This is a genomic window from Pseudomonas sp. MH10, from assembly GCF_034353045.1.
Classification (GTDB): domain Bacteria; phylum Pseudomonadota; class Gammaproteobacteria; order Pseudomonadales; family Pseudomonadaceae; genus Aquipseudomonas.
On record NZ_CP133783.1, the window covers coordinates 259584 to 280273 of the forward strand.

Below are 20690 nucleotides of genomic sequence, written 5' to 3' on the forward strand. Positions count from 1 at the left end.
AACGCCATGAGCGCCGCCGCACGCATTACCTTGTTGAGTCTGGTGCTGGGCTTGAGTGCGTGTGCGTTGCAACCACCGGCACCGCAAAGCAGCGAACCCATCCCGCCGCAGCCCGGCACGTCACAACCGAGCGCGCCCCACAAAGCACCGCAGCCCGTGCCACAACACCCGGCACCGGGCGCGCCGCAAACCTCCGCCCACTTCGCCCCGCCACCGGGTGGCAACAGCCACTGGGACTCACAGCTCGGGGTCTATGTGCTGGACGACCAACCGGACACCTTCTACCGCCAGCGCACCTACTACCGCTGGGACAACGGCTGGAGCTGGTCAACCGCCCGTAACGGACCGTGGCAAGCCACCGACGTTAATGGTGTCCCGCCGGGGTTGGGTCGGCAGTTTGGGCATTGATGTTTGCCTGACAGAAATTCTCTGTTGAAGCCACCGTGTTGGCGAGAGGCTTAGGCGGTCTCCCCTCACACCGGCGTCGCTCCAGGGGCCGCATGGTTTCATGGGGCCTCTTTCCGCAATTCGATATTCAATTCACAGCCGATCTACGGGCGGGCGGCCATCTGGAGCCAACTTGTTGGCGAAGGTCCTTCGACCTGATCGCAGCCTCCGGCAGCTCCTACAGAATCTTTGCAGCGCCAAAAACCGTGGGACCGAATTTATTCGGGAAGGCTTCAGTCCTGACACGCTGCAATCTCAAATCACACAAAATGCCACTCAGTTTGCTGCGCGACAGCGCCGCTTCGAAGACGTGGTGGCCCCTCCTACAGAAATTTCGACATTACGCATATCCCGCAGTGGATCTAGCGAATTGGCTTACTTACCCGAATACATCTGATCGAAAATCCCGCCGTCACCAAAGTGTTTTTTTCTGCTTTCCATAGCCTTTAACTGCCGGATAACAGGTTTTAGCTGAAGCCCCGTCTTTAGGTCGATGCCCACAATTATGTGGGAGTTCCCCTACGACGCTAGTCGGTCATAGCGTCTATATACGTATGTTTTTCTACCTGAAACTTGCCCGGCCTCTCCACTATGCAGACCGGCCCATGTCCAATATTCCAAAATCCAGCGTCAGCGACTTCTTCCAGTTCCCGATTCGCAAGGCGGATGGCAAACCCTTTGCTGACGCCGAGCAACTGCATCAACTGTTGGAGAAAGAAACGTCGGGGTTCTACTTATTGAGCAAAAGCGGCTTCTGGCACGGCGGTATTCATATCAGCAATGAAAGCGCCCCGCACTGCGTCCACAACGAACCGGTGCGCTGCATCGCCGACGGTGAAGTGGTCGCCTACCGCTTGAATGCCGACTACCTCGATTCCCAGTTCGAACAGGACGCAAGTTGCCTGCAACTGAAATACTCCACCTCGTTTTGCTTGGTCCGCCACACTTATCAGTCACCGCCCAATCCCGAAGAAGGTCCCGACCACGGCAAGCAAAACAGCCTGACCTTTTACAGCCTGTACATGCACCTGCTGCCCTTCGAGCGCTATCCGAATGATGACCCGACCTACGCCAACCGCGTGCAAGTCGGTTTCGGCGACCGCGCAGCCCGCAATGTGCCCTTGGGTGAACCCGGCAGTAAAAAGATCGGTGTAATCCTCGCCGGCAGCGTGTTCGACATTCTTGAAGAGCGAGAAGGCGCCGAAGGCTATCGCTTTGCCAAAGGCCGCCTTGTCTGGGCACCACCGGAAGGCCCGTTCAATTCCGGTGCAGAACTCTGGTTCGCCAGCCACCAACACGGGCAACCCATCAGCCCAGATAACTGTCGGTTGCTGTTGGCCAAGGTGCTGCCACCTGCGCGAGCCCGACCTGTGTATTGGCAAGGCATGGTTGAAGCCCGCGTGCGGCAGTTCCACGGGTTGGACATGCATCGCGCGCCTGAGAATAACGATCCGGGCGCCAGCTACGGCGTGCGGGAACAATTACCCTCGGGCTATACCTTTCGTTTTGATAACGCACACACCGTGTTGGTCAACGCACCGGATGGCACCCGACGGCCCATGGCGCGCTGCACCATTGCCCCGACCACCATCAGAGGCGAGCCTCTCATTCAAGCGTTTTGGGCCTACGTGGATGACATTGAGCTGGAGTTTCCGCGCACTGAGCCGGTCGGTCTGGACAGCGTTATCGTTCCCGAAAAACCGATCCCGATCAAAGCTGGCGCCCCGGTGGGTTACCTGGGGATGTATGAAACACCCGCCAAAACCGGCAAGACATCCAAACACCAAGTGCACGTGGAAGTTTTCACCTGCGACCCGAACCTCGACGCTTTTCTCAGCAACGAAGCGGGCCTTAAACAGGGCAAGCAATACCTTCACGTACCCAAGTTGCAAGCGGACATCGTGGCTCAGGACACCGAAAGCGAACTCCGGAGATTTCTGTTTCAAGACCATGTGTTTGACCTGAACAAGCTGCCGGTCGTAAACGACAAAAACGGTGCTCCCGCCTACAAGATCAACGTTCAGGAAAAGGTCGCCACCCCCAAGGCGCCGATCCGTAACTTTGAAGCATTGATCAGTAAACAGGGTGTACAGGACGGCACGACCAAGGCCCAGATCGTCAGCCAATACAACCTTAAGGCGCTTGGCTTCAAGGTCGTCGAGCAAGGTGCCAATACTTGTAGCCCGCTGATTTCAGGGAAGGTATGTAATTTCTATAGACACCTGCACGCGTTGGCCGATGTCAATCACGACGGAGATGTCAGCGCCGAAGAACTGCGGCTGACACTGAGAAACCCCGCGTTCAGAAATCGCTGGTCAAAACTCATCACCCACCACCACACCGAATGGCAAACCACCGCCGACGCTGCCAACTGGCAAGCGTTTCGGGACCGTCTGAGTCACGACCCTGAGTGGCTGCGGCATGAGAGTGAGCGGATTAATAACTTGGTGTTTTGGGATGAAGTAGCGGAGAAGGTTGGACTGCCCAAGGATGGATGGGTTTCTTATTTTCATCCGGTGGAGTTTGTTGGGGCGATAAAACCGAGCGAAGAATCAAAACTAGCGGGAAAAGTAACGTTTGATGCCGAAGGCAGCGATACAGTTGACTCGTATTATTTCAGCCGTGTGATTCATTGGCCTGGCAACGATCTTTCAGGTGTTACGTTAGGCCGAGGTTATGACATGGGTTCAAGATCGGGAATTGAAATAAAAGACCATATGATTGCAGCAGGATTAGATCCGATACAAGCGTCGAAAATCTGTAAGGCAAATGGCCTGAAAGGTATTTCAGCAAGAACGTTTGTGGAAAATAACAAACTGGATATTGGCGAGATTACTCATGCCCAACAGAAAAATCTATTTAATATCACATATCCAGACTACGTTAATCGCGCTATCAATAATTACAATAGATGGACAGCTGGCGAGGATGCACGCTTTGAATGGGATGAACTCCTGCCCGCGATCAAAGATATTTTAGTCGATTTCGTCTATCAAGGCTTCACACAAGGTGCCAATCCTATGAAGGCGGGAATGAGAAATAATATCGATGAATTAATAAACTATATCGAAAACACTCCTACACTAAGTCAATATGAGCCCGGTCGGCAACGGGCTAATTACCTTCGGAAAAGTCGATGAATCAACTTATGAGGTGTGTGAAGTCACCATTGATCGCCGGTGCTTTTTTGGCAGTGGCGTATCCCGCTTTCGGTTCAGACTTTGAAAGCGAAGCCTGCAAGAATGTAAACAATAGCTTGGCAGTTGTGACCTGCGCAACGGCAAAAAAAAATGTTGCCGATAGCAGGCTGAACGAAAGCTACCAAGAGCTTATGGCCAGAGTTAAATCTCAATATAAAAATCATCCGAAAATAGAGAAAGATTATTTATCAATGATAAAAAGCTCTCAGCGGGCATGGATAGTTCTAAGAGATAAAAATTGCGCGCTTGAGGGGATTGAGATAGAGACAGGAAGCCAAGCATACAAGGTGACCCTGGACAACTGCATCTCAAGAATGAGTGACGAGCGACGATATTACCTGAATGCAATTTCTCCCATGCTGCCATAGCGTGGAGTCGGAGCATAGAGTCGTGTATGAATGGTCTGGGAGCTCGTATTCTCAATTGTATATATAATAAAATATCTATCGGCTTGGGTGTCGCGTGATTAAGCATGATGCTCGGTGGTCAGCGAGGTGAGATGCTAAAGGGTGACTGTGAAGTGAGGGAAGAGATAGAAAGATTAAGGTATATACGCGAAATATTTATAGAGTCTGAAATATAGTTACGTCAGACGATTGCCCTTGCTGGTTGGCCAAGTTGCGTCCGCCCGCCCCAGCCCGACCCTTATATTGGCAGGGCATGATTGAAGTCCACGCGTTTGTCATAGATACAAAGGAGCATGTAATGAAAAAAATGCTGTTGCCAAGTGTACTAATGATTGTCGCCGTTAATGCATCGGCTGATAAATGCGACTATTCACCGCCTTCAATTATGAAAGCGGCTTATCAAGAAGGGTTATCTACGCCGGTTTATTTTTCTTCCTATCAATTTAACTTGCCCGGTAAGCCTCGATCCTTGCTGAGTGGCGATGGGTTTGTAGCCAGTTATCCGAGCCAAGGGTACGTCGGGCAGCAACACGTAACGTCGAGACCCTGGAGTGACCAGGCCGAGATATTTACCTCGTCATCCCACGCTGTTGCAGATGCTTATCGGCTGATATATGGCGTTTCGTCTGGGGAAAATCTTAACCGCGAAGAAGTTGAAGAGCTGAAGCGCCAGCGCTCCCTTTTAAAGCTGGATTGTAATGCGCACGTCACCCGCTATTTGATTGGTGGGTCAGTGGATGTGATTTGGCAGCCAAGTAGGTCGAAGGACGATTTTCATACCGTACTGATTTTGGGGAGTGAGAACGTGGAGCTTATAACAATTCGCCTGCCCGTCGAGGAGGTTCGGCAAGTGATTTTTAGTATTAAACGGAGGATGTAATTAATGATGGATCTCCTATAAATACCCGAATCTGTAGGAGCCAACGTGTTGGCGAAACAGCCTGATTGAGCCTGTCAGGGCTATTGCCTCGCCAACCAGTTGGCTCCTACAGAGCGAAATCCAACACTATTTACCCGAATAAATCTGATCGAAAATCCCGCCGTCACCAAAGTGAGTTTTCTGCACGGTGCGCCAGTCGCCGAAGGTTTTTTCTACCGACAGAAAGTCGACTTTCGGGAAGCGGTCGGCGTATTTCGCCAGTACGGTGGGGTCGCGTGGGCGCAGGTAGTTGGCGGCGGCGATTTCCTGGCCTTCGGGTGACCAGAGGTATTTCAAGTATTCTTCGGCCACGGCCCGGGTGCCTTTTTTGTCGACGACTTTATCGACCACCGTCACCGGTGGCTCTGCTTCGGCCGAGACGCTTGGATAGACCACTTCGAACTGATCGCGGCCAAACTCTTTGGCGATCATTTCGGCTTCGTTTTCGAAGGTCACCAACACATCTCCGATCTGGTTAGTCATGAACGTGGTAGTTGCGCCACGGCCACCAGTGTCGAGTACCGGTACGTTGGCAAATAGCTTGCCGACGAATTGTTTCGCGGCGGCTTCGTCACCACCGTTTTTCAGCGTATAGCCCCACGCCGACAGGTAGGTGTAACGGCCATTGCCCGAGGTTTTAGGGTTGGGCACGATCACTTGCACGCCGTCTTTTACCAAGTCGTTCCAGTCTTTGAGGCCTTTAGGGTTGCCCTTGCGCACGATAAATACCGTGGCAGACGTAAAGGGCGCGCTGTCATTCGGCAGGCGGGTGATCCAGTTATCAGGTACCAACTTGCCGTTGTCGGCCAAGGCGTTGATGTCGGTGGCCATGTTCATGGTGATCACGTCAGCCGGCAGGCCATCAATCACCGAGCGGGCCTGTTTGCTGGAGCCGCCAAAGGACATCTGCAACGTGATGTTCTCGTTGTGCTCGGCCTGCCAGTGCTTCTGGAACGCGCTGTTGTAGTCTTTGTAGAAGTCGCGCATGACGTCGTAAGAGACGTTGAGCAGCGGCGGAGCAGCCTGGACCGTGCTGGCGATGGCCAGACCTACGGCCAATAGTGAGGCACCCAAAAGTTTGTTCACGGCGAATTCCTTGTTCGAGGTTGGGTGGGGCTTAGTGCGCGCGACTATAGCCGGATGCAGTGCGGCTTATAAATACTAAAAACGGAGGTACTTATGCCTGTTTATCAACGTTTGGAAACAGCGCATTGCCGCAACGGGCGCAGAACGCCGCTTCGTTTTCGTGGTTGGTCTTGGCGCACACAGGGCATTCATGCTCAAGCCCACCGCCGCGCATGGCGTTGGCCAGTTCGGCTGTGAAAATGCCGGTGGGCACGGCGATGATCGAATAACCGGTAATCATCAACAGTGACGCTAGCATTTGCCCGGCTGGCGTCTTCGGCACGATGTCGCCAAAGCCTACGGTGGTCATCGTGACAATGGCCCAATAAATGCCAACCGGAATACTGGTGTAACCGTTCGCCGGCCCTTCGATCACATACATCAAGGTGCCAAATATGATCACCAAGGTGGAAATTGTCGCGAGAAACACGATGATTTTTTGCTTGCTGCCACGCAGTGCCAATAACAAGAAATTGGCTTGCTTCAAATAGGGACTGAGCTTGAGCACCCGGAAGATTCGCAGCATCCGAATGATCCGAATGATTAGCAAATATTGTGCGTCAGCGTAATACAGCGCCAGAATTCCCGGCACAATTGCCAGCAGATCGACCAGCCCGTAAAAGCTGAAGGCATAGCGCATCGGCTTCGGCGAGCAGTACAGCCGCAAGGCGTACTCGACAGCGAATACGAGCGTGAAGCCCCATTCGATGTAGGCGAACAAATCGATGTAATTGCGGTGAATGCTGTCGATACTGTCAATGATGACGACGAATAGGCTGCTTAAGATGATTAGCAGCAGGGCAGTGTCGAAGCGTCGACCGGCGACGGTGTCGGTCTGAAAAATGATGATGCGTAGCTGTTCACGCCAGCCAGTGTTGCTGTCCATGGGTCAATTCCGAAGTGAATTTTTGCAAAGCCTGGAGCTTTCGGCTCACCAGTGCAAGCCGTGATCGGATGTGGACTGTCGCAGCAGACGGGCGCTGGCCTGAACCAGCCAGCAAGCCAGGACAAATGGCGCGGTCAAGGTCGGCAGACCCAGTTGGGAAAATCCGGGCTGCAGGACAATGGCCAGAGCGATCGCGAACAACGGCAGCCACGGTTTGGTGCGCTGATGACTGAACGCCAAGCCGGCCAGCGCCGGGTTGTAGCTGGCGAGGCCGAACAGGGCGCTGGAGGGTTCATTTTGTACAAGTGCCACGGCGATTCCGGCGGTGCAGCCCAGCAACGCCCAACAGGCGCCACGTCGATCAGCGATCAGCAGGCCGGCACCGATCATCAGCCCCGCTAACGGTTGATCGAGCAAAAATATTTGTCCCAATCCTTGGGACACGGCGTGTAGCAAGGTGTTGTCGGCAGTGTTGAGTGCGGGTGTGTGGGGCATTACAACGGCAAGTAACAACCAACTGAACAGCACAAACGGCGCGGTGTAAGCCTTCAGGCAATGCTCTTGCCGGGTGTTCGCCAACCAATGGTGCATGAGCATCGCGCTTAAGCCACCGCTGACCATAATTAGCAACGGCAATACGGGTGACCAAGGCAACTGATGACACAACAACACGCCCAGCAGCACCCCGTTGTAACTGTAGAGACCGGCTTGGCGTTCAGCTTTGTCATAGCCACGCCGTTGAGCAGTGAGTAAACCGGCCACCGCACCCAGCAACGCGCCCCCCAGCAATTCAGGTGCGGTGAGCAGGATTGCCAGCAGACAAAGCATTCCGCAAAAAGGATGGCGTTGCAGCAGGACTTGGCTAAAGCCGTTGAGGATGGCTTCGGCCCAGTCGGGGCAGGAGATTTTGTTCATGGATTTATATTTTATTGTGATCAATTAAGTATGTATTTGTATACAATATGTCTGGGGGCGAAGTTTATTCACGACGAGGCACGTCGGTCAAAGGCTTTTTTCTTTCTGTGGAGTGGATGACTTGAGGTTGCAGCGTGTCAGGACTGAAGCCTTCCCGAATAAATTCGGTCCCACAGATTTTCAGTGCCGACTCTTTCGTGTTTGCCGAAAAGTCTCTGTGGCTTGCCAACGAAAGCGCCGTTGCAAGGGCCCTAGTTTTCAGGTCGACATCAGCGGCGCTATTACCGGCGTCTTCGCAGGCAAGCCTGCTCCCACAGATTCAGGCGATGCATAGATTTCTGTTGGAGCTGCCGAAGGCTGCGATAAGTCCGAGAACCAGGGAATGTGGGGTCAGGCCAAGGGCTACTTGTCTAGCTCACAACCCTTAAGCACCAACCGGATGATGGTCTCGGCAGCCGCTTCGTAGTCGCTGTCTTCGAGTTTGGATTTGCCGGTAACGGTGGAAATTTGCCAGTCGAAGTCGGCGTAGGTTTGGGTCGCGGCCCAGATGGTGAACATCAGGTGGTGGGGGTCGAGGGGGGCGATTTGGCCGCTGTCGATCCAGGACTGGATGCACTCGATGTTGTACTTGGCCTGCTCGTTGAGCTGCCCGACTTGCTCGGCGGTCAGGTGCGGCGCGCCGTGCATGATTTCGCTGGCGAACACTTTTGAGGCGTGGGGCAGGTCGCGGGAGATGCGGATTTTCGAGCGAATGTAGCCGCTGAGTACCTCGGCCGGCACGCCGTCGCGGTTGAAGGGCGTCGAAGCCTGCAAAATTGGCTCGATGATGCTTTCAAGCACCTCGCGGTAGAGGTTCTCTTTGGACTTGAAGTAGTAATAGACATTGGGCTTTGGCAGCCCGGCCTTGGCCGCGATGTCGCTGGTTTTGGCGGCGGCGAAGCCCTTGTCGGCAAACTCCTCACTGGCTGCGTTTAGGATCAGTTCTTTGTTTCGCTCGCGAATGCTGCTCATAAACCAGAGAATTCCTTGCCAGTCCTGGCGGTTGCGCATGGTAGCACCGGCCTTGCGACGGGCTCAAGAATGCCCGTCACGGCGCATAGCCCCTGAACCTGTGGGGTGCAGCTGTCACCGAGCTGAACACTTGATGTTTTGCGGGCGGTAGCACTGCTCGCTTGAGCCCAATGATTAGGCTATTGGCCATTTATCAATGTCCGTGCAGCCTGCCGGTTTTAACGCTGCGCGATTCGCTGTTGATCGGGTGTGGGTGAGCCGGTGGTGGTGGTTGCGGCCAAGTTGTCGCGCGTGATCAAGCCGTAGTGACCAACGCTGAGTGCGATTTGGCGCGGTAGCGCGAACTGATCAAAATCGGTTCCACCAGCCAACAGGAAGCGGCGTTCTATCCCAACGTCGATCTGAGTGCTGAAGTCGGTTACCGCAGCAACGCATGGGGCGGATTGTTCTCGGTGCCAACCGCATCTGGACCCTGGGGGCGAAGCCGGTACGGCTTTGGGGTTTCATTGACACGGTAGATTGCAAGCAGCCGCAGATACTGTGGGAGTAGGCTTGCCTGCGAAGAGGCCCGTAGTCGCGCCGCTGATGTCGACCTGAAACCTGGGTCGCCTGCCCTCAAACATAGAATCTCCCACAGAGATTTTTTGGCAGACACGCAATAGTAAGCACTGAACATCTGATCGCAGCCTTCGGCAGCGCCTACAAAAGTTTGTGCATCGCCAAAATCAGTGATCTCAGCCACACAAAAGCGGACCTCCCGCAGTCAGTTACCCCAAAACCCGAATCGGTTTACCACCTTGCCACGCCTGAATGTCTTCGATCATCTGGCTGAAGAACATCCGGTAGTTATTCTCTGTGACGTAACCGATGTGCGGTGTGGCCAGCACGTTGCTCAGGGTACGAAACGGATGGTCGGCGGGCAGCGGTTCGGGGTCGAAAACATCCAACGCGGCCCCGGCAATATCGCCGCGCTGCATCAAGCTGATCAGCGCCGCTTCGTCGATGATGGGGCCGCGCGCTGTATTGATCAGGTAGGCGGTCGGTTTCATCCAGCTCAGCGACTGGGCATCGACAATGCCGCGGCTGCGGTCACTGAGCACCAGATGCACACTCAGCACGTCCGATTGCTCAAACAGTTCGCGCTTGGTCACGTAGGTAACGCCCACTTCAGCGGCACGTTCGACGGTAAGGTTTTCACTCCAGGCGATCACCCGCATGCCGAACGCCTGGGCATATTTGGCAACCCATTTGCCGATGCTGCCCAAGCCCAGAATCCCCAACGTTTTGCCATACAAGTCGCTGCCCAACCCGATTTGCCAACCGCCGTCGCGAAAGGAATTGGCCTCCCCCACGAGGTTGCGGGTGATGCCCATGATCAAGGCCCAAGTCACTTCTGGTGCGGCGTTTTTATAGCTGTCGGTGCCGCACACTTGAATGCCAAGACGTGCCGCAGCGGGGAGGTCGATAGCCGCATTGCGCATGCCGCCGGTGACCAACAACTTCAGGTGCGGTAGTTGGCTCAACAAGGCGTCGTTGAACTGCGTACGCTCTCGCATGACGCAAATGACCTCGAACGATGCCAGCCGGGCAACCATGGTTGCAGTGTCTGCCGGGAACTCATGCAAAAAACTGACGTCGGCGATGGCGTTAAGAACCGCCCAGTCCACCACGTCGCTGGCCACTGATTGCCAGTCGTCGAGGACGGCGATTCGCAGGAGGGAAGTCATTCAAAGTGCCTCGCTAAGGTGCGTTGGAATTATGAGTGCGCAGTAATCGTTTTGTTGACGAAAAGCTGATTTCTAATCGAAACTTCTCGGGAATAAGCGGTTTAAGCTACTTTGTGGAGGTTTTAAGTGACGGACTGGATCGGTTATCGATGGCTGCAACACCATTATTCGCTGCAGTGCGTACAGGCATTGCGCGTTGACAGTCAAATTTCCAAGTCACGAACCACCGAACGTGAAGACGGTTACGTCCACGAATACTATCCAGCCACGTCACGACCTGTCGACACCTTTGCAGGCCATTTGGCTTTCGCCTTTAAGCACGAAGGCATTCATCTTGAGTTACTTGCACGCCTATTTAACGAGGTCTCAGCAGAGCAGTTGGACCGCTGGATTGATGCTGAACCTACCGGGCAGTACGCACGACGGGCCGGTTTTTTCTACGAGTTTCTGACCGGAAACCGTTTAAGTTTTAAGGGCGTTATCAGCGGGAATTACATCTCGGCCCTTGATGAAAACCTTTATCTGACAGCCCCACGGCCAGAAAATAATCCACGTTGGCGGGTGCGCAATAATCTACCGGGGACACGTGACTATTGCCCGATGGTATTGCGCAACGAACGCATCAGGCAGATCGAAGAATACAACTGTGCGCAGCAACTAAACGCCCTTGAGATCGAGTTTGGGTCTGATCTACTGCAACGCAGTTCGGTGTGGTTGACGATTAAGGAGAGCCGCGCGAGTTTCGCTATTGAGCATGAAGAGCAGCACACTGATCGCGTTCAGCGTTTTGCCTCCGTAATGGAACAACGTTGTGGTCAGTATGAGCAGCCGTTGTCTGATTCTGCGTTGACTGACCTGCAGGCTCAGATTCTCGGTCCGCGTGCGACCCGCTACGGGCTTCGCCGTTCGCCGGTATTTGTGGGGGAGGTGGATGGCTTCACAGATGTCGTACATTACATCGCACCCCATTGGAACGACGCGCCTTCATTGCTAAGCGGTTTACGGATGGTTGCGCAACGTACTGAGGGTGCATCGGCGTTGATACGAGCGGCCGTTCTATCGTTCGGCTTTGTGTATATCCACCCGATGGCTGATGGTAACGGTCGAATTTCACGTTTCTTGATCAACGATGTGCTGCGGCGAGATCGAGCTATTCCCGAACCCTTCATCCTCCCTGTATCGGCGACTATCACAAGCAGCCTGGTGAATCGCCGTGGCTACGATCAGATTCTCGAATTGTTTTCTCGGCCTCTGATGCGCCGTTATGCTGCCGACTGGCGATTTGCCGCCGAGCAGGTGGCTGAAGATGGGGTGCATTACAGCTTGGAATTCGACGCTTACCAGGACGCGCTACCTGCTTGGCGTTATCCGGATTTGACGGACCACGTTGAATACCTCGGCCACGTGGTAAAGGTCACTATCGAACTAGAAATGCGCAAAGAGGCCGACCATTTGCGCGCCCTTCGACTGGCCCGTGAGCAGGTCAAAAATGTGCTGGAAGGCCCTGACAGCGACATAGATCGCATTATCCGTTCGGTTCGAGAGAACGGCGGGAAGTTATCAAATAAATTGTTGAAGGAGTTTCCGCTGTTATCGGAGGGCTCAGTCGGCGTGGATGTGGTTGCAGTCATTCAGACGGTTTTTGCTGCAAGAGAAACAACGCCTGAGCTTCCAGGGTCTTTCTCCTAACCAAACAACCCCGCCGCAATGTTGATCGAAAACCCCAGAATCGCGGTATTGAACACAAAGCCAATCAACGATTGCGCGAGCACGGTTTTGCGTAAATCGCGGCTGGCGACACCGACGTCGGCGGTTTGCACGGCGACGCTGATGGTGAAAGAAAAATACAAAAAGTCCCAGTAGTTCGGGTTTTGTTCCCCGTCGGCAAAGCGTAGCGCCGGTTCTTGGGTGTCGGCGGTGTAGAACAAGCGCGCGTAGTGCAGACTGAAAATCACCCCGGTGATCAGCCAGGAACCGACCACCGTCAGCCCGGTGAAACCGTAGTGCAGTGCTTTGGCACTGGTGCTGAGGTCTTTGCTGCCGATCAACTCCACGCTAATGGCCGCCAGGCTGGCAATTGCCGCGACGCAAACCATCGCCAGCACCAGCCCGGCATTTTCATCTTCAATGATGGCGAAACGCTTGACGTCGTCGGCATCTGTGCGCGTGGTTAGCCACATCATCAAAATCAGGTAGGTCCAGACGCCAACGTTCCAGCCGATCAGTATGTGGGTGGTCAGCGTGAGGCCGGGAACAATGAAACTGCAGGCGATGCCGCTGGCGCAGCCAACCAATCCAGCGGCGGTCAGACGGGGGTGAGTACGGGAAAGGTGGGGCATTGGAGAGCATCGCGGTGAGGGTCTGCGGGAACCTTAGCACGCTCTCTGTGGCAGATGAAAAAACGGCGCGCGAGTGTTTCAGCGCCGCACGCCTAAGGGGGCGAAAACGCGATGAAGGGGTTTAGCGCACCAGGCTCGGTCGCTTGTTATTGAATGACCAGCCTGGAATCAAATACTGCATGGCAATGCCGTCGTCCCGGGCCCCAAGCCCCATGCCTTTGTACAGCGCGTGGGCTTTTGCCACTTGATCGGTGTCCAGTTCGATACCTAACCCCGGTTTTTTCGGCACTTGCACGCAGCCGCCAACGATTTGCAGCGGTTCTTTGGTCAGGCGTTGGCCGTCTTGCCAGATCCAATGGGTGTCGATGGCCGTGATGTCGCCCGGTGCCGCTGCAGCAACGTGGGTGAACATCGCCAAAGAAATATCAAAGTGGTTATTCGAATGCGAACCCCAGGTCAGGCCCCATTCATGGCACATCTGCGCCACGCGCACTGAGCCTTGCAGGGTCCAGAAGTGCGGGTCGGCCAAGGGGATGTCCACCGATTGCAACTGAATCGCATGGCCCATCTCGCGCCAGTCGGTGGCGATCATGTTGGTGGCGGTTTTCAGGCCGGTGGCGCGACGGAATTCGGCCATGACTTCACGGCCGGAGTAGCCATTTTCGGCGCCACAGGGGTCTTCTGCGTAAGCCAAAACCGCGTGCTGATCGCGGCACAAGTGAATCGCTTCTTTGAGTGACCAAGCGCCATTGGGGTCAAGGGTGATGCGCGCATCGGGAAAGCGCTCGGCGAGGGCGGTGACGGCTTCGATTTCTTCGGCGCCGCGCAACACGCCGCCCTTGAGTTTGAAGTCCTTGAAGCCGTATTTGGCGTGGGCCGCTTCGGCCAGGCGCACCACAGATTCGGTGGTCATCGCTTCTTCGTGGCGCAGACGGAACCAATCGTTTTCAGCCTCCGGCTCGCTGCGGTAGGCGAGGTCGGTCTTGTTGCGATCGCCGATGTAGAACAAGTAACCGAGCATTTTTACTTCGTCGCGTTGCTGGCCTTCGCCGAGCAGGGCCGCAACCGGTACGTCCAGGTGCTGGCCGAGCAGGTCGAGCATCGCTGCCTCCAGGCCAGTAACGGCGTGGATGGTGATGCGCAAATCGAAAGTCTGCAGGCCGCGTCCGCCTGAGTCACGATCGGCGAACGCTTGGCGCACTTGATTGAGAATCTTCTGGTACGTGCCGATGGGGCTGCCCACGACTAGCGAGCGGGCATCTTCCAGGGTTTGCCGAATGCGTTCGCCGCCGGGCACTTCGCCGACGCCGGTGTGCCCGGCGTTGTCCTTGAGAATCACAATGTTGCGCGTGAAAAACGGGCCGTGGGCGCCGCTCAGGTTCAGCAGCATGCCGTCATGGCCAGCAACCGGAACAATTTGCATGCTGGTAATCACGGGGGCGTTGCCGACAGCTTGGGCGTTTGAGGTATTCATACTGGAGTCCTATAAACAGTGCGAGGCAGTGGTTTATCAGCGGCGCCACTGAGGATCGCGGCGCGCGGCCACGTTGCTTCAGGAATGAGTCGGCGCCTGTTTGCCGGTCACTGCGGTGGCGGGCGAACGTTTAGGCGTGTTGCGGGCGTAGAACACAATGATCGCGGCGATGATCGAAGTGCCGGCCAAGCCGTACAGGCCACCTTGAATCGAACCGGTGTGCTCTTCGAGCCAGCCAAAGGTCGCCGGGGCGAAAAAGCCGCCAAGGTTGCCGAGGGAGTTGATCAGTGCGATCACTCCGGCAGCGATACGTGCGTCCAGATACGCCTGGGGGATCGGCCAGAACAGCGACGAAGCGGATTTGAACCCCAGCGCGGCAAAGCAGATCGCAACAAAGGCGAAGATCGGTCCGCCAGTGGTGGACATAAACATCCCGGCGGCGGCGATCAGCAGTGCGGCGGCCACCCAGGCCTGCTGGTGCTTCCATTTCGCCGAGAGTCCAGCAAAAGCGTACATGCCGATGATCGACAGCAGCCAAGGGATCGAGTTGAACAGCCCGACTTGCATGTCACTGAGGTCGCCCATCTTCTTGATAATGCTGGGCAGCCAGAACGTCGCGGCGTAGATCGTCAATTGAATGAAGAAGTAGATCACGCAAAACAGGATGATCTGCCGGTCTTTGAGCAGGGTCATCATCGACGGCTTGATCGGTGTGGCGGCTTCACGTTCTGCCTGTTCGGTCTCGATGGCCTCGACCAAGGCGTCTTTTTCGGCGATGGTCAGCCACTTGGCGTCATGGGGTTTGGAATCCAGCCAGAACCAGACGAAAAAGCATAGGCCGACCGAAAACAACCCTTCGATCAAGTACATCCATTGCCAGCCATGCAACCCCATGCCGCTGATTTGCAGCAGGGCGCCGGAGAGGGGGCCGGAAATCAGTGACGCGAGGGCTGAACCGCTGAGGAATATCGCAATGGCTTTACCGCGCTCGACGCCCGGCAACCAGCGGGTGAAGTAATAAATCACCCCAGGAAAGAAGCCGGCCTCAGCAACGCCCAGCAGAAAACGCAGGATATAAAAATGGGTTTCGGTTTGGATGAAGGCCATGCAGGCGGCCACCAAGCCCCACGTCAGCATGATCCGTGTCAGCCAGATACGGGCGCCGACTTTCTGCAAGAGGATATTGGAGGGTACTTCGAACAGCGCGTAACCGATAAAGAACAACCCGGCGCCCAAACCGTAGGCGGCGGCACCGATGCCCAGATCGTGTTCCATGTAGCTTCGGACGAAACCGATGTTGACGCGGTCGATGTAATTGACGATGAACATGATGACGAACAGCGGCAGTACACGACGCTTCACTTTTGATACGGCTGAAAGGAGCACGGACACCGTGCCGTCGCTCACCCTGGCATTGGATGTAGTCACAATCTGAACTCCCACTCGTTATTTTTATGCGGGTAATGTTGCAACCGGATCATGCGTCCAGTTGGCAGTCATCATACAAGTAAAATTACGTCGCGCAAGTGGGTTAGGTGCCGATTATCCAAGTTTTATTGGGGTTTTGGCGTTGTTCTAAAAGGCTGTCGTAGGCGGGATACTTAAAAAATTCATAGTTGTCATACAAGCTGGCGAGCAATTCATTGCAAGTGAAACAGGTGGTATCATCCCCGCCAGCGCGGGTCTTAGCGCGTCTATCTGGACATCATTTGCATGCACACTTTGCCGCCCGTTTTGACCAAGCGACGACCTAACAGCCTCGCCACCGATCTGGTGACGCAACTGAGTCAGCGGATTTTATTGGGCAAAATCAGCCCCGGTGAAAAGCTCCCTTCGGAAAGCGAAATCGTTCGTGAGCACGGCGTCAGTCGCACCGTAGTCCGCGAGGCGATTTCAAAGCTGCAGGCCTCCGGGCTGGTAGAAACCCGGCACGGCATCGGCACCTTTGTGCTGGAGCATCGCGGCCCGACTGGCATGCGCTTGAAGGTCGAAACCGCCGCCAGCGTGCGTGACATTATTGAGCTGCGCATTGGCTTGGAAACTCAGGCCGTGGCACTGGCGGCGTTACGCCGTACCGATGAACAGTTGGGGGCTATGCGTCAGGCGCTGGATGACTATCAGGACCTGTTGGCGAAGGAAGACAGCTGCGTTGAGGCCGACCGACGTTTTCATCTGTTGATTGCTGAAGCCACGGGCAATCCGTGCTTCGTCGAAATCATGCAGCACCTGGGTCCGGCGATGATCCCGCGTAGCCGTATTGGCTCCAGCGAACGCAGGGGCATTAACCTTGCGCATCACGGTTATTTGGCCAACCTCGAACACGAAGCCTTGCTGAGCGCGATCCGCCGCCAAGACCCTGACGCAGCCCGCGCGGCCATGTGGACGCATTTGAGCAACAGTCGAGAGCGATTGGCGCCGTTGGAATAGGGATTTCTACAACCCTCTGTAGGAGCCAACGTGTTGGCGATGCTTTTTCAGCGATGTGCCAGACAAGCCGCTTCGCCAACAAGTGGGCTCCTACCGGGAGTCTATGATTCAGCGCTCCGAATCATGCAAACTCACCCTCATTCCCCTCTGCCCGGAGCCTTTTATGTTTGCGCTCGACCACGCTCTTGCTCAGGACATCGTTGACCGGGCTATGGCGATTTTGCCGTGCAACGTCAATGTGATGGACTACCTGGGCATTATCATCGGCAGTGGCGAGGCCGACCGCTTGTACACTCGGCATGAAGGGGCACAGTTGGTGCTGGCCAATCACCGGGTGGTGGAAATCGACTCGCAGACCGCCAAGCACTTGAGCGGTGTGCGGCCGGGGGTTAATTTGCCGTTGATGCTGGATCAGCAATTGGTCGGTGTGCTGGGCATCACCGGCGAACCGGACGAGGTTCGGGTCTATGGCGAATTGGTTAAGATGACCGCCGAAATGCTCATGGAACATCGTCGTCAGCAAGCGGACCAGCAATGGCGGCATCAGCGTAGCGAAGATTTGCTCTCGCGGCTGTTACTGCCTGACTGCCCAAGCAGCCTGGTCGAGGAGGCGGAGCACCTGGGATTGCAACCGCAGTTGCCGCGTCAGGTGGTATTGATTGAACTGCCAGCGCACACCTCTACCGCCAGTCAAATAAGCAACTGGCTGAACGCCCGTTACGTCAACAGTTGGTGCGTCGTTCGCGAGTCGACGCTGGTGTATTGGTGCCGGGCCAATGGTAAAGAACGCGATGACGCGCTGTTGCTGGAGCAACTGGCGGAGCAGGGTTGGCCAGCTCTGCGTTTGGTCACTGTGGAGCAGTCTGCCGGTCTGTCGACCTTACGCCACGCCTGCGCCGCTGCCCGCGATTTACTGGATTACGCCCGCCACGTTCATCCGCAGCAGCGCCTGTTTCGTTTAGCGGTGCATCGGCTGGCGGTGTTGTTTTGGCGCTACCGTAACGATTGGCTCGCCCAGGGTGTGGCCGATCCCATCACCCGATTACAGAACAGCAACAGCAGCCAGTTGCTGGAAACCTTGCGCAGTTGGTTCGATTACAGCGGCGAAAGCCAAGCCTGCGCCGACGCATTAGGTATCCACCGCAATAGCCTGCGCTATCGACTGGAGAAGGTCGCCGAACTCAGCGGCTGCGACCCTTATCGAACCAACGACCTGCTGCGGCTTTATTTGGGTTTGCAAATGACCCCGCGCAGTGATGCCGATTAACACAACCGCAACCGTTGTTCCGATGACCAATAACGCCTGGTGTTAGTTGTGCGAAGGTCAGGCGGAAAATGTCGACCAGGGTGAGAACATCCACTCATTACGCACAGGAAAATAACTATGAAAATCGTCATCGCCCCGGATTCTTTCAAGGACAGCCTGAGCGCTCAAGGTGTCGCCGTTGCTGTCGCGAGCGGTTTGGCCGATGTCTGGCCAGATGCCGAACTCGTTCAATGCCCAATGGCGGATGGCGGTGAAGGCACTATCGAGGCGATTTTGGCAGCGTGCGACGGCCAGTGGATGCGTGCCGCGGTCACCGGTCCGCTGGGCGATGCAGTACACGCGCAATGGGGTTGGCTGGAGCAAAGTCGCACCGCAATCATCGAGATGGCCATGGCCAGTGGTCTGCAACTCTTGACCCTGGAGCAACGAGACGCCTGTATCAGCACGACCCACGGCACCGGTGAATTGATTGGCGCGGCGCTGGATGCCGGTGCGCAACGGATCATTTTGGCCATCGGCGGCAGCGCGACCAATGACGCCGGCAGCGGCATGCTGTCGGCGCTGGGTGCGCGGTTCCTGGATGCCGAGGGTCACCGTGTCGCGCCAGGCGGCATCGCATTGGCGCAGGTCCAACGAATTGAACTGGACGGCCTCGACAGCCGTTTGCGCGACGTGCGCTTCGAAGTCGCCGCGGACGTTGATAACCCGCTATGCGGGCTGCACGGGGCGTCGCATATTTTTGGGCCGCAAAAGGGCGCTTCGCCCCAGCAAGTCCTGGAACTGGACGCTGCGCTGGACCATTTCGCCGATCAATCCGTCGCCGTGCTGGGCCGTGACCTGCGGGACAACCCTGGCTGTGGCGCAGCGGGCGGCATGGGCTTCGCCGCCAAGGCGTACCTGAACGCGACCTTTCGGCCTGGCGTGGAGGTCGTGGCTGATTTGGTCGGGCTGGCCGAAGCACTCGACGGCGCCGACTTGGTGATCACTGGTGAGGGCCGTTTCGACGCCCAAACCCTGCGCGGTAAAACCCCGTTTGGCGTTGCAAAAATTGCCCAGCGCAAAGGCGTTCCGGTGATCGTTTTGGCGGGGACCTTGGGCGAGGGCTATGCCGAGCTTTACGAACACGGCATCAGCGCGGCGTTCGCCGTGACCAGCGGCCCGATGACCCTCGATCACGCCTGCCGCAACGCTGCCGACTTGTTGCATGACCGGGCCCGCGATCTGGCCAAGGTCTGGCAGTTGGCGGCGTCGCGCTAAGCGTGTTTTTGGCCTTTTGTGTACGGGGTGATGTAGCCACACCCCAGCCATTCATTCAGGCGTTGGCCGTCGCTGAGACGCTGAAAAAATCCCGGTGACATCCACCGTGCGTGGCCATCGACATTCGGTGCGCCGCGCCCGGTGCGCAGGTCGTTGAGCCACAGAGTCCGGGTTTCGAAAGATAGGCGCGTCAGGGCGCTGCTGTTGGGCACGCCTGCGTGGGCGTGGGCACCGGAAAAGGCGATGATCGAACCGGGCGCGATGAGCACCGGTTGCCCAAGGCTAGCGTCCACGGTTTCGAGTAAATGCGGCGTGGCCTGATCGGCGTCTACCGAGTTACGGCCGCCGGCTCGGGATTGCGCCAGCACTGCGGCAAGGTCGAACCCAGCACTGCTGTTGTGCAACGGCTGCTCCCATAGGTGCGGGTAGATGGCGAAGGTTCTTTCGGCATTCACGGGGTAGAGGGGTGCCCACCAATTGGTCTGCGCATAGAGGTTCGAACCCCACGTGTCACGATGAAACGCGATGGTTGCGGTCGCACGTGCGCGGGACGCGGGTGCGTCGAGACAGGGCGGAGGTTGGAAACGTAAATGCAGCCGGTCACAGGCAAGCTCCGTCGGGTCGAAGCCGATGTCTTCCATCAGCTGGGTCCAGAGGTTTTTTACTTCTTGTGCCTGATGAAAGTCCTGTTGGCAGCGAGTGAATCCTTCGGCTTGTTGAGCGTGGGACCAGTGCTGATGAATCAATGTAGGGGTGTGGGGGAACAAGGCCTCACGCAAAAAACCATCGGCGAACGTCACCAGTTTCGCCATTGCTGGTTGAGCGTCGATAGCCAGGATATGACCCCTGTAGAGCTGGTCATGGACGTCGTCGGGAGAGCACGGCAGGGTGAGCGCGTGGTACATGGTTGAGGTCTCGAAAACCGCGGCGCATTGAATGCGCCGCTGAGGGCCCACTATAAAAAGCGGCAGGTTCTCGAAACAGAAGCAGGTGCCGAAAAAGTCATCGGTGCAGCTTCAGCCCATGTTGTTACAGCCGCTGCCGAATGCTTCGTAACGCACGGTGTGGGTGTTGCCTGTGTGGTCGCGATAGGTCATTTCAACCGGCTGAATGCCACAGTAGTTGAGGTCTGGACCGGCGACCACCTTGGCGATATCGAGTTTGGTCGTATAGCTGTAATCCTCGACGCCTGCCGATTTTTGATCATTCCCAGCGGCCGACGCTGCGCCACTGAGGGCCAAGAGAGAAAAAGCGATCAGTGTGCTTTTCAGTGAAGTGTTCATGGTGAG

18 protein-coding genes are annotated in these 20690 nt (G+C 56.1%); 8 read left to right on the top strand and 10 right to left on the bottom strand.

Annotated features, from left to right (window positions below; genetic code table 11):
* The first annotated feature begins 6 nt into the window (after nucleotides 1-6).
* The 4 genes from RHM59_RS01185 (at nucleotide 7) to RHM59_RS01200 (ending at nucleotide 4934) form a co-directional block, all read left to right on the top strand.
* Complete coding sequence (locus RHM59_RS01185; RefSeq protein ID WP_322285766.1) at nucleotides 7-408, top strand: hypothetical protein; 402 nt, start codon at nucleotides 7-9, stop codon at nucleotides 406-408.
* Between the two features lie 644 nt (nucleotides 409-1052).
* A complete protein-coding gene (locus tag RHM59_RS01190) occupies nucleotides 1053-3587 on the top strand; it encodes a hypothetical protein (protein WP_322285767.1) in 2535 nt (844 codons plus the stop codon).
* Nucleotides 3584-4015, top strand: coding sequence for a lysozyme inhibitor LprI family protein (locus tag RHM59_RS01195; RefSeq protein ID WP_322285768.1), 432 nt, complete (start codon nucleotides 3584-3586; stop codon nucleotides 4013-4015). The genes RHM59_RS01190 and RHM59_RS01195 overlap by 4 nt, the downstream gene beginning before the upstream one ends.
* 337 nt (nucleotides 4016-4352) lie before the next feature.
* Nucleotides 4353-4934, top strand: a complete 582-nt coding sequence (locus tag RHM59_RS01200; RefSeq protein WP_322285769.1) for a hypothetical protein — start codon at nucleotides 4353-4355, stop codon at nucleotides 4932-4934.
* Nucleotides 4935-5060: 126 nt separating this feature from the next.
* Here the strand turns inward: RHM59_RS01200 and RHM59_RS01205 are convergent, their stop codons facing one another.
* From RHM59_RS01205 to RHM59_RS01225, 5 genes are all read right to left on the bottom strand, one after another.
* On the bottom strand, nucleotides 5061-6059 hold the full coding sequence (locus tag RHM59_RS01205) for a sulfate ABC transporter substrate-binding protein (protein WP_322168570.1): 999 nt from the start codon (nucleotides 6057-6059) through the stop codon (nucleotides 5061-5063).
* Between the two features lie 91 nt (nucleotides 6060-6150).
* Nucleotides 6151-6984, bottom strand: a complete 834-nt coding sequence (locus RHM59_RS01210) for an ion transporter (RefSeq protein ID WP_322168573.1) — start codon at nucleotides 6982-6984, stop codon at nucleotides 6151-6153.
* A gap of 45 nt (nucleotides 6985-7029) precedes the next feature.
* Nucleotides 7030-7899, bottom strand: coding sequence for an urea transporter (locus RHM59_RS01215; protein WP_322285770.1), 870 nt, complete (start codon nucleotides 7897-7899; stop codon nucleotides 7030-7032).
* A gap of 402 nt (nucleotides 7900-8301) precedes the next feature.
* The gene (locus tag RHM59_RS01220) at nucleotides 8302-8910 is read right to left on the bottom strand and encodes a TetR/AcrR family transcriptional regulator (RefSeq protein ID WP_322168579.1); all 609 of its coding nucleotides are present in this window, start codon (nucleotides 8908-8910) and stop codon (nucleotides 8302-8304) included.
* A 767-nt stretch (nucleotides 8911-9677) separates the two neighbouring features.
* Nucleotides 9678-10637, bottom strand: coding sequence for a D-2-hydroxyacid dehydrogenase family protein (locus RHM59_RS01225; protein WP_322168582.1), 960 nt, complete (start codon nucleotides 10635-10637; stop codon nucleotides 9678-9680).
* Between the two features lie 300 nt (nucleotides 10638-10937).
* Here RHM59_RS01225 and RHM59_RS01230 point away from each other — a divergent pair, with 300 nt between their 5' ends.
* Complete coding sequence (locus RHM59_RS01230; protein ID WP_322184080.1) at nucleotides 10938-12326, top strand: Fic family protein; 1389 nt, start codon at nucleotides 10938-10940, stop codon at nucleotides 12324-12326.
* Here the strand turns inward: RHM59_RS01230 and RHM59_RS01235 are convergent.
* The 3 genes from RHM59_RS01235 to RHM59_RS01245 form a co-directional block, all read right to left on the bottom strand.
* Nucleotides 12323-12976, bottom strand: a complete 654-nt coding sequence (locus RHM59_RS01235) for a DUF1345 domain-containing protein (RefSeq protein ID WP_322168588.1) — start codon at nucleotides 12974-12976, stop codon at nucleotides 12323-12325. The two genes, RHM59_RS01230 and RHM59_RS01235, sit on opposite strands and share 4 nt — an antisense overlap.
* Before the next feature lie 121 nt (nucleotides 12977-13097).
* On the bottom strand, nucleotides 13098-14450 hold the full coding sequence (gudD, locus tag RHM59_RS01240) for a glucarate dehydratase (RefSeq protein ID WP_322168591.1): 1353 nt from the start codon (nucleotides 14448-14450) through the stop codon (nucleotides 13098-13100).
* A 78-nt stretch (nucleotides 14451-14528) separates the two neighbouring features.
* Nucleotides 14529-15878 carry an MFS transporter gene (locus RHM59_RS01245; RefSeq protein ID WP_322168594.1) on the bottom strand — a complete coding sequence of 450 codons (1350 nt, stop codon included), beginning with the start codon at nucleotides 15876-15878 and terminating at the stop codon, nucleotides 14529-14531.
* Nucleotides 15879-16163: 285 nt separating this feature from the next.
* On the opposite strand from RHM59_RS01245, the gene RHM59_RS01250 reads away from it, so the two are divergent.
* The 3 genes from RHM59_RS01250 to RHM59_RS01260 all read left to right on the top strand — a co-directional run bounded on the left by RHM59_RS01250 (nucleotide 16164) and on the right by RHM59_RS01260 (nucleotide 19401).
* Nucleotides 16164-16877: a FadR/GntR family transcriptional regulator gene (locus tag RHM59_RS01250; RefSeq protein ID WP_322168597.1), complete on the top strand. Its 714-nt coding sequence runs from the start codon at nucleotides 16164-16166 to the stop codon at nucleotides 16875-16877.
* A gap of 163 nt (nucleotides 16878-17040) precedes the next feature.
* A complete protein-coding gene (locus tag RHM59_RS01255; RefSeq protein WP_322168600.1) occupies nucleotides 17041-18144 on the top strand; it encodes a sugar diacid recognition domain-containing protein in 1104 nt (367 codons plus the stop codon).
* A gap of 117 nt (nucleotides 18145-18261) precedes the next feature.
* Nucleotides 18262-19401 carry a glycerate kinase gene (locus tag RHM59_RS01260; protein ID WP_322168603.1) on the top strand — a complete coding sequence of 380 codons (1140 nt, stop codon included), beginning with the start codon at nucleotides 18262-18264 and terminating at the stop codon, nucleotides 19399-19401.
* Here RHM59_RS01260 and RHM59_RS01265 read toward each other — a convergent pair.
* Together RHM59_RS01265 and RHM59_RS01270 are read right to left on the bottom strand one after the other, a co-directional pair.
* Complete coding sequence (locus tag RHM59_RS01265) at nucleotides 19398-20306, bottom strand: hypothetical protein (protein ID WP_322168606.1); 909 nt, start codon at nucleotides 20304-20306, stop codon at nucleotides 19398-19400. The genes RHM59_RS01260 and RHM59_RS01265 overlap by 4 nt on opposite strands.
* A 111-nt stretch (nucleotides 20307-20417) precedes the next feature.
* Nucleotides 20418-20684 carry a DUF2790 domain-containing protein gene (locus RHM59_RS01270; protein WP_322168609.1) on the bottom strand — a complete coding sequence of 89 codons (267 nt, stop codon included), beginning with the start codon at nucleotides 20682-20684 and terminating at the stop codon, nucleotides 20418-20420.
* Between the last annotated feature and the right edge of the window lie 6 nt (nucleotides 20685-20690).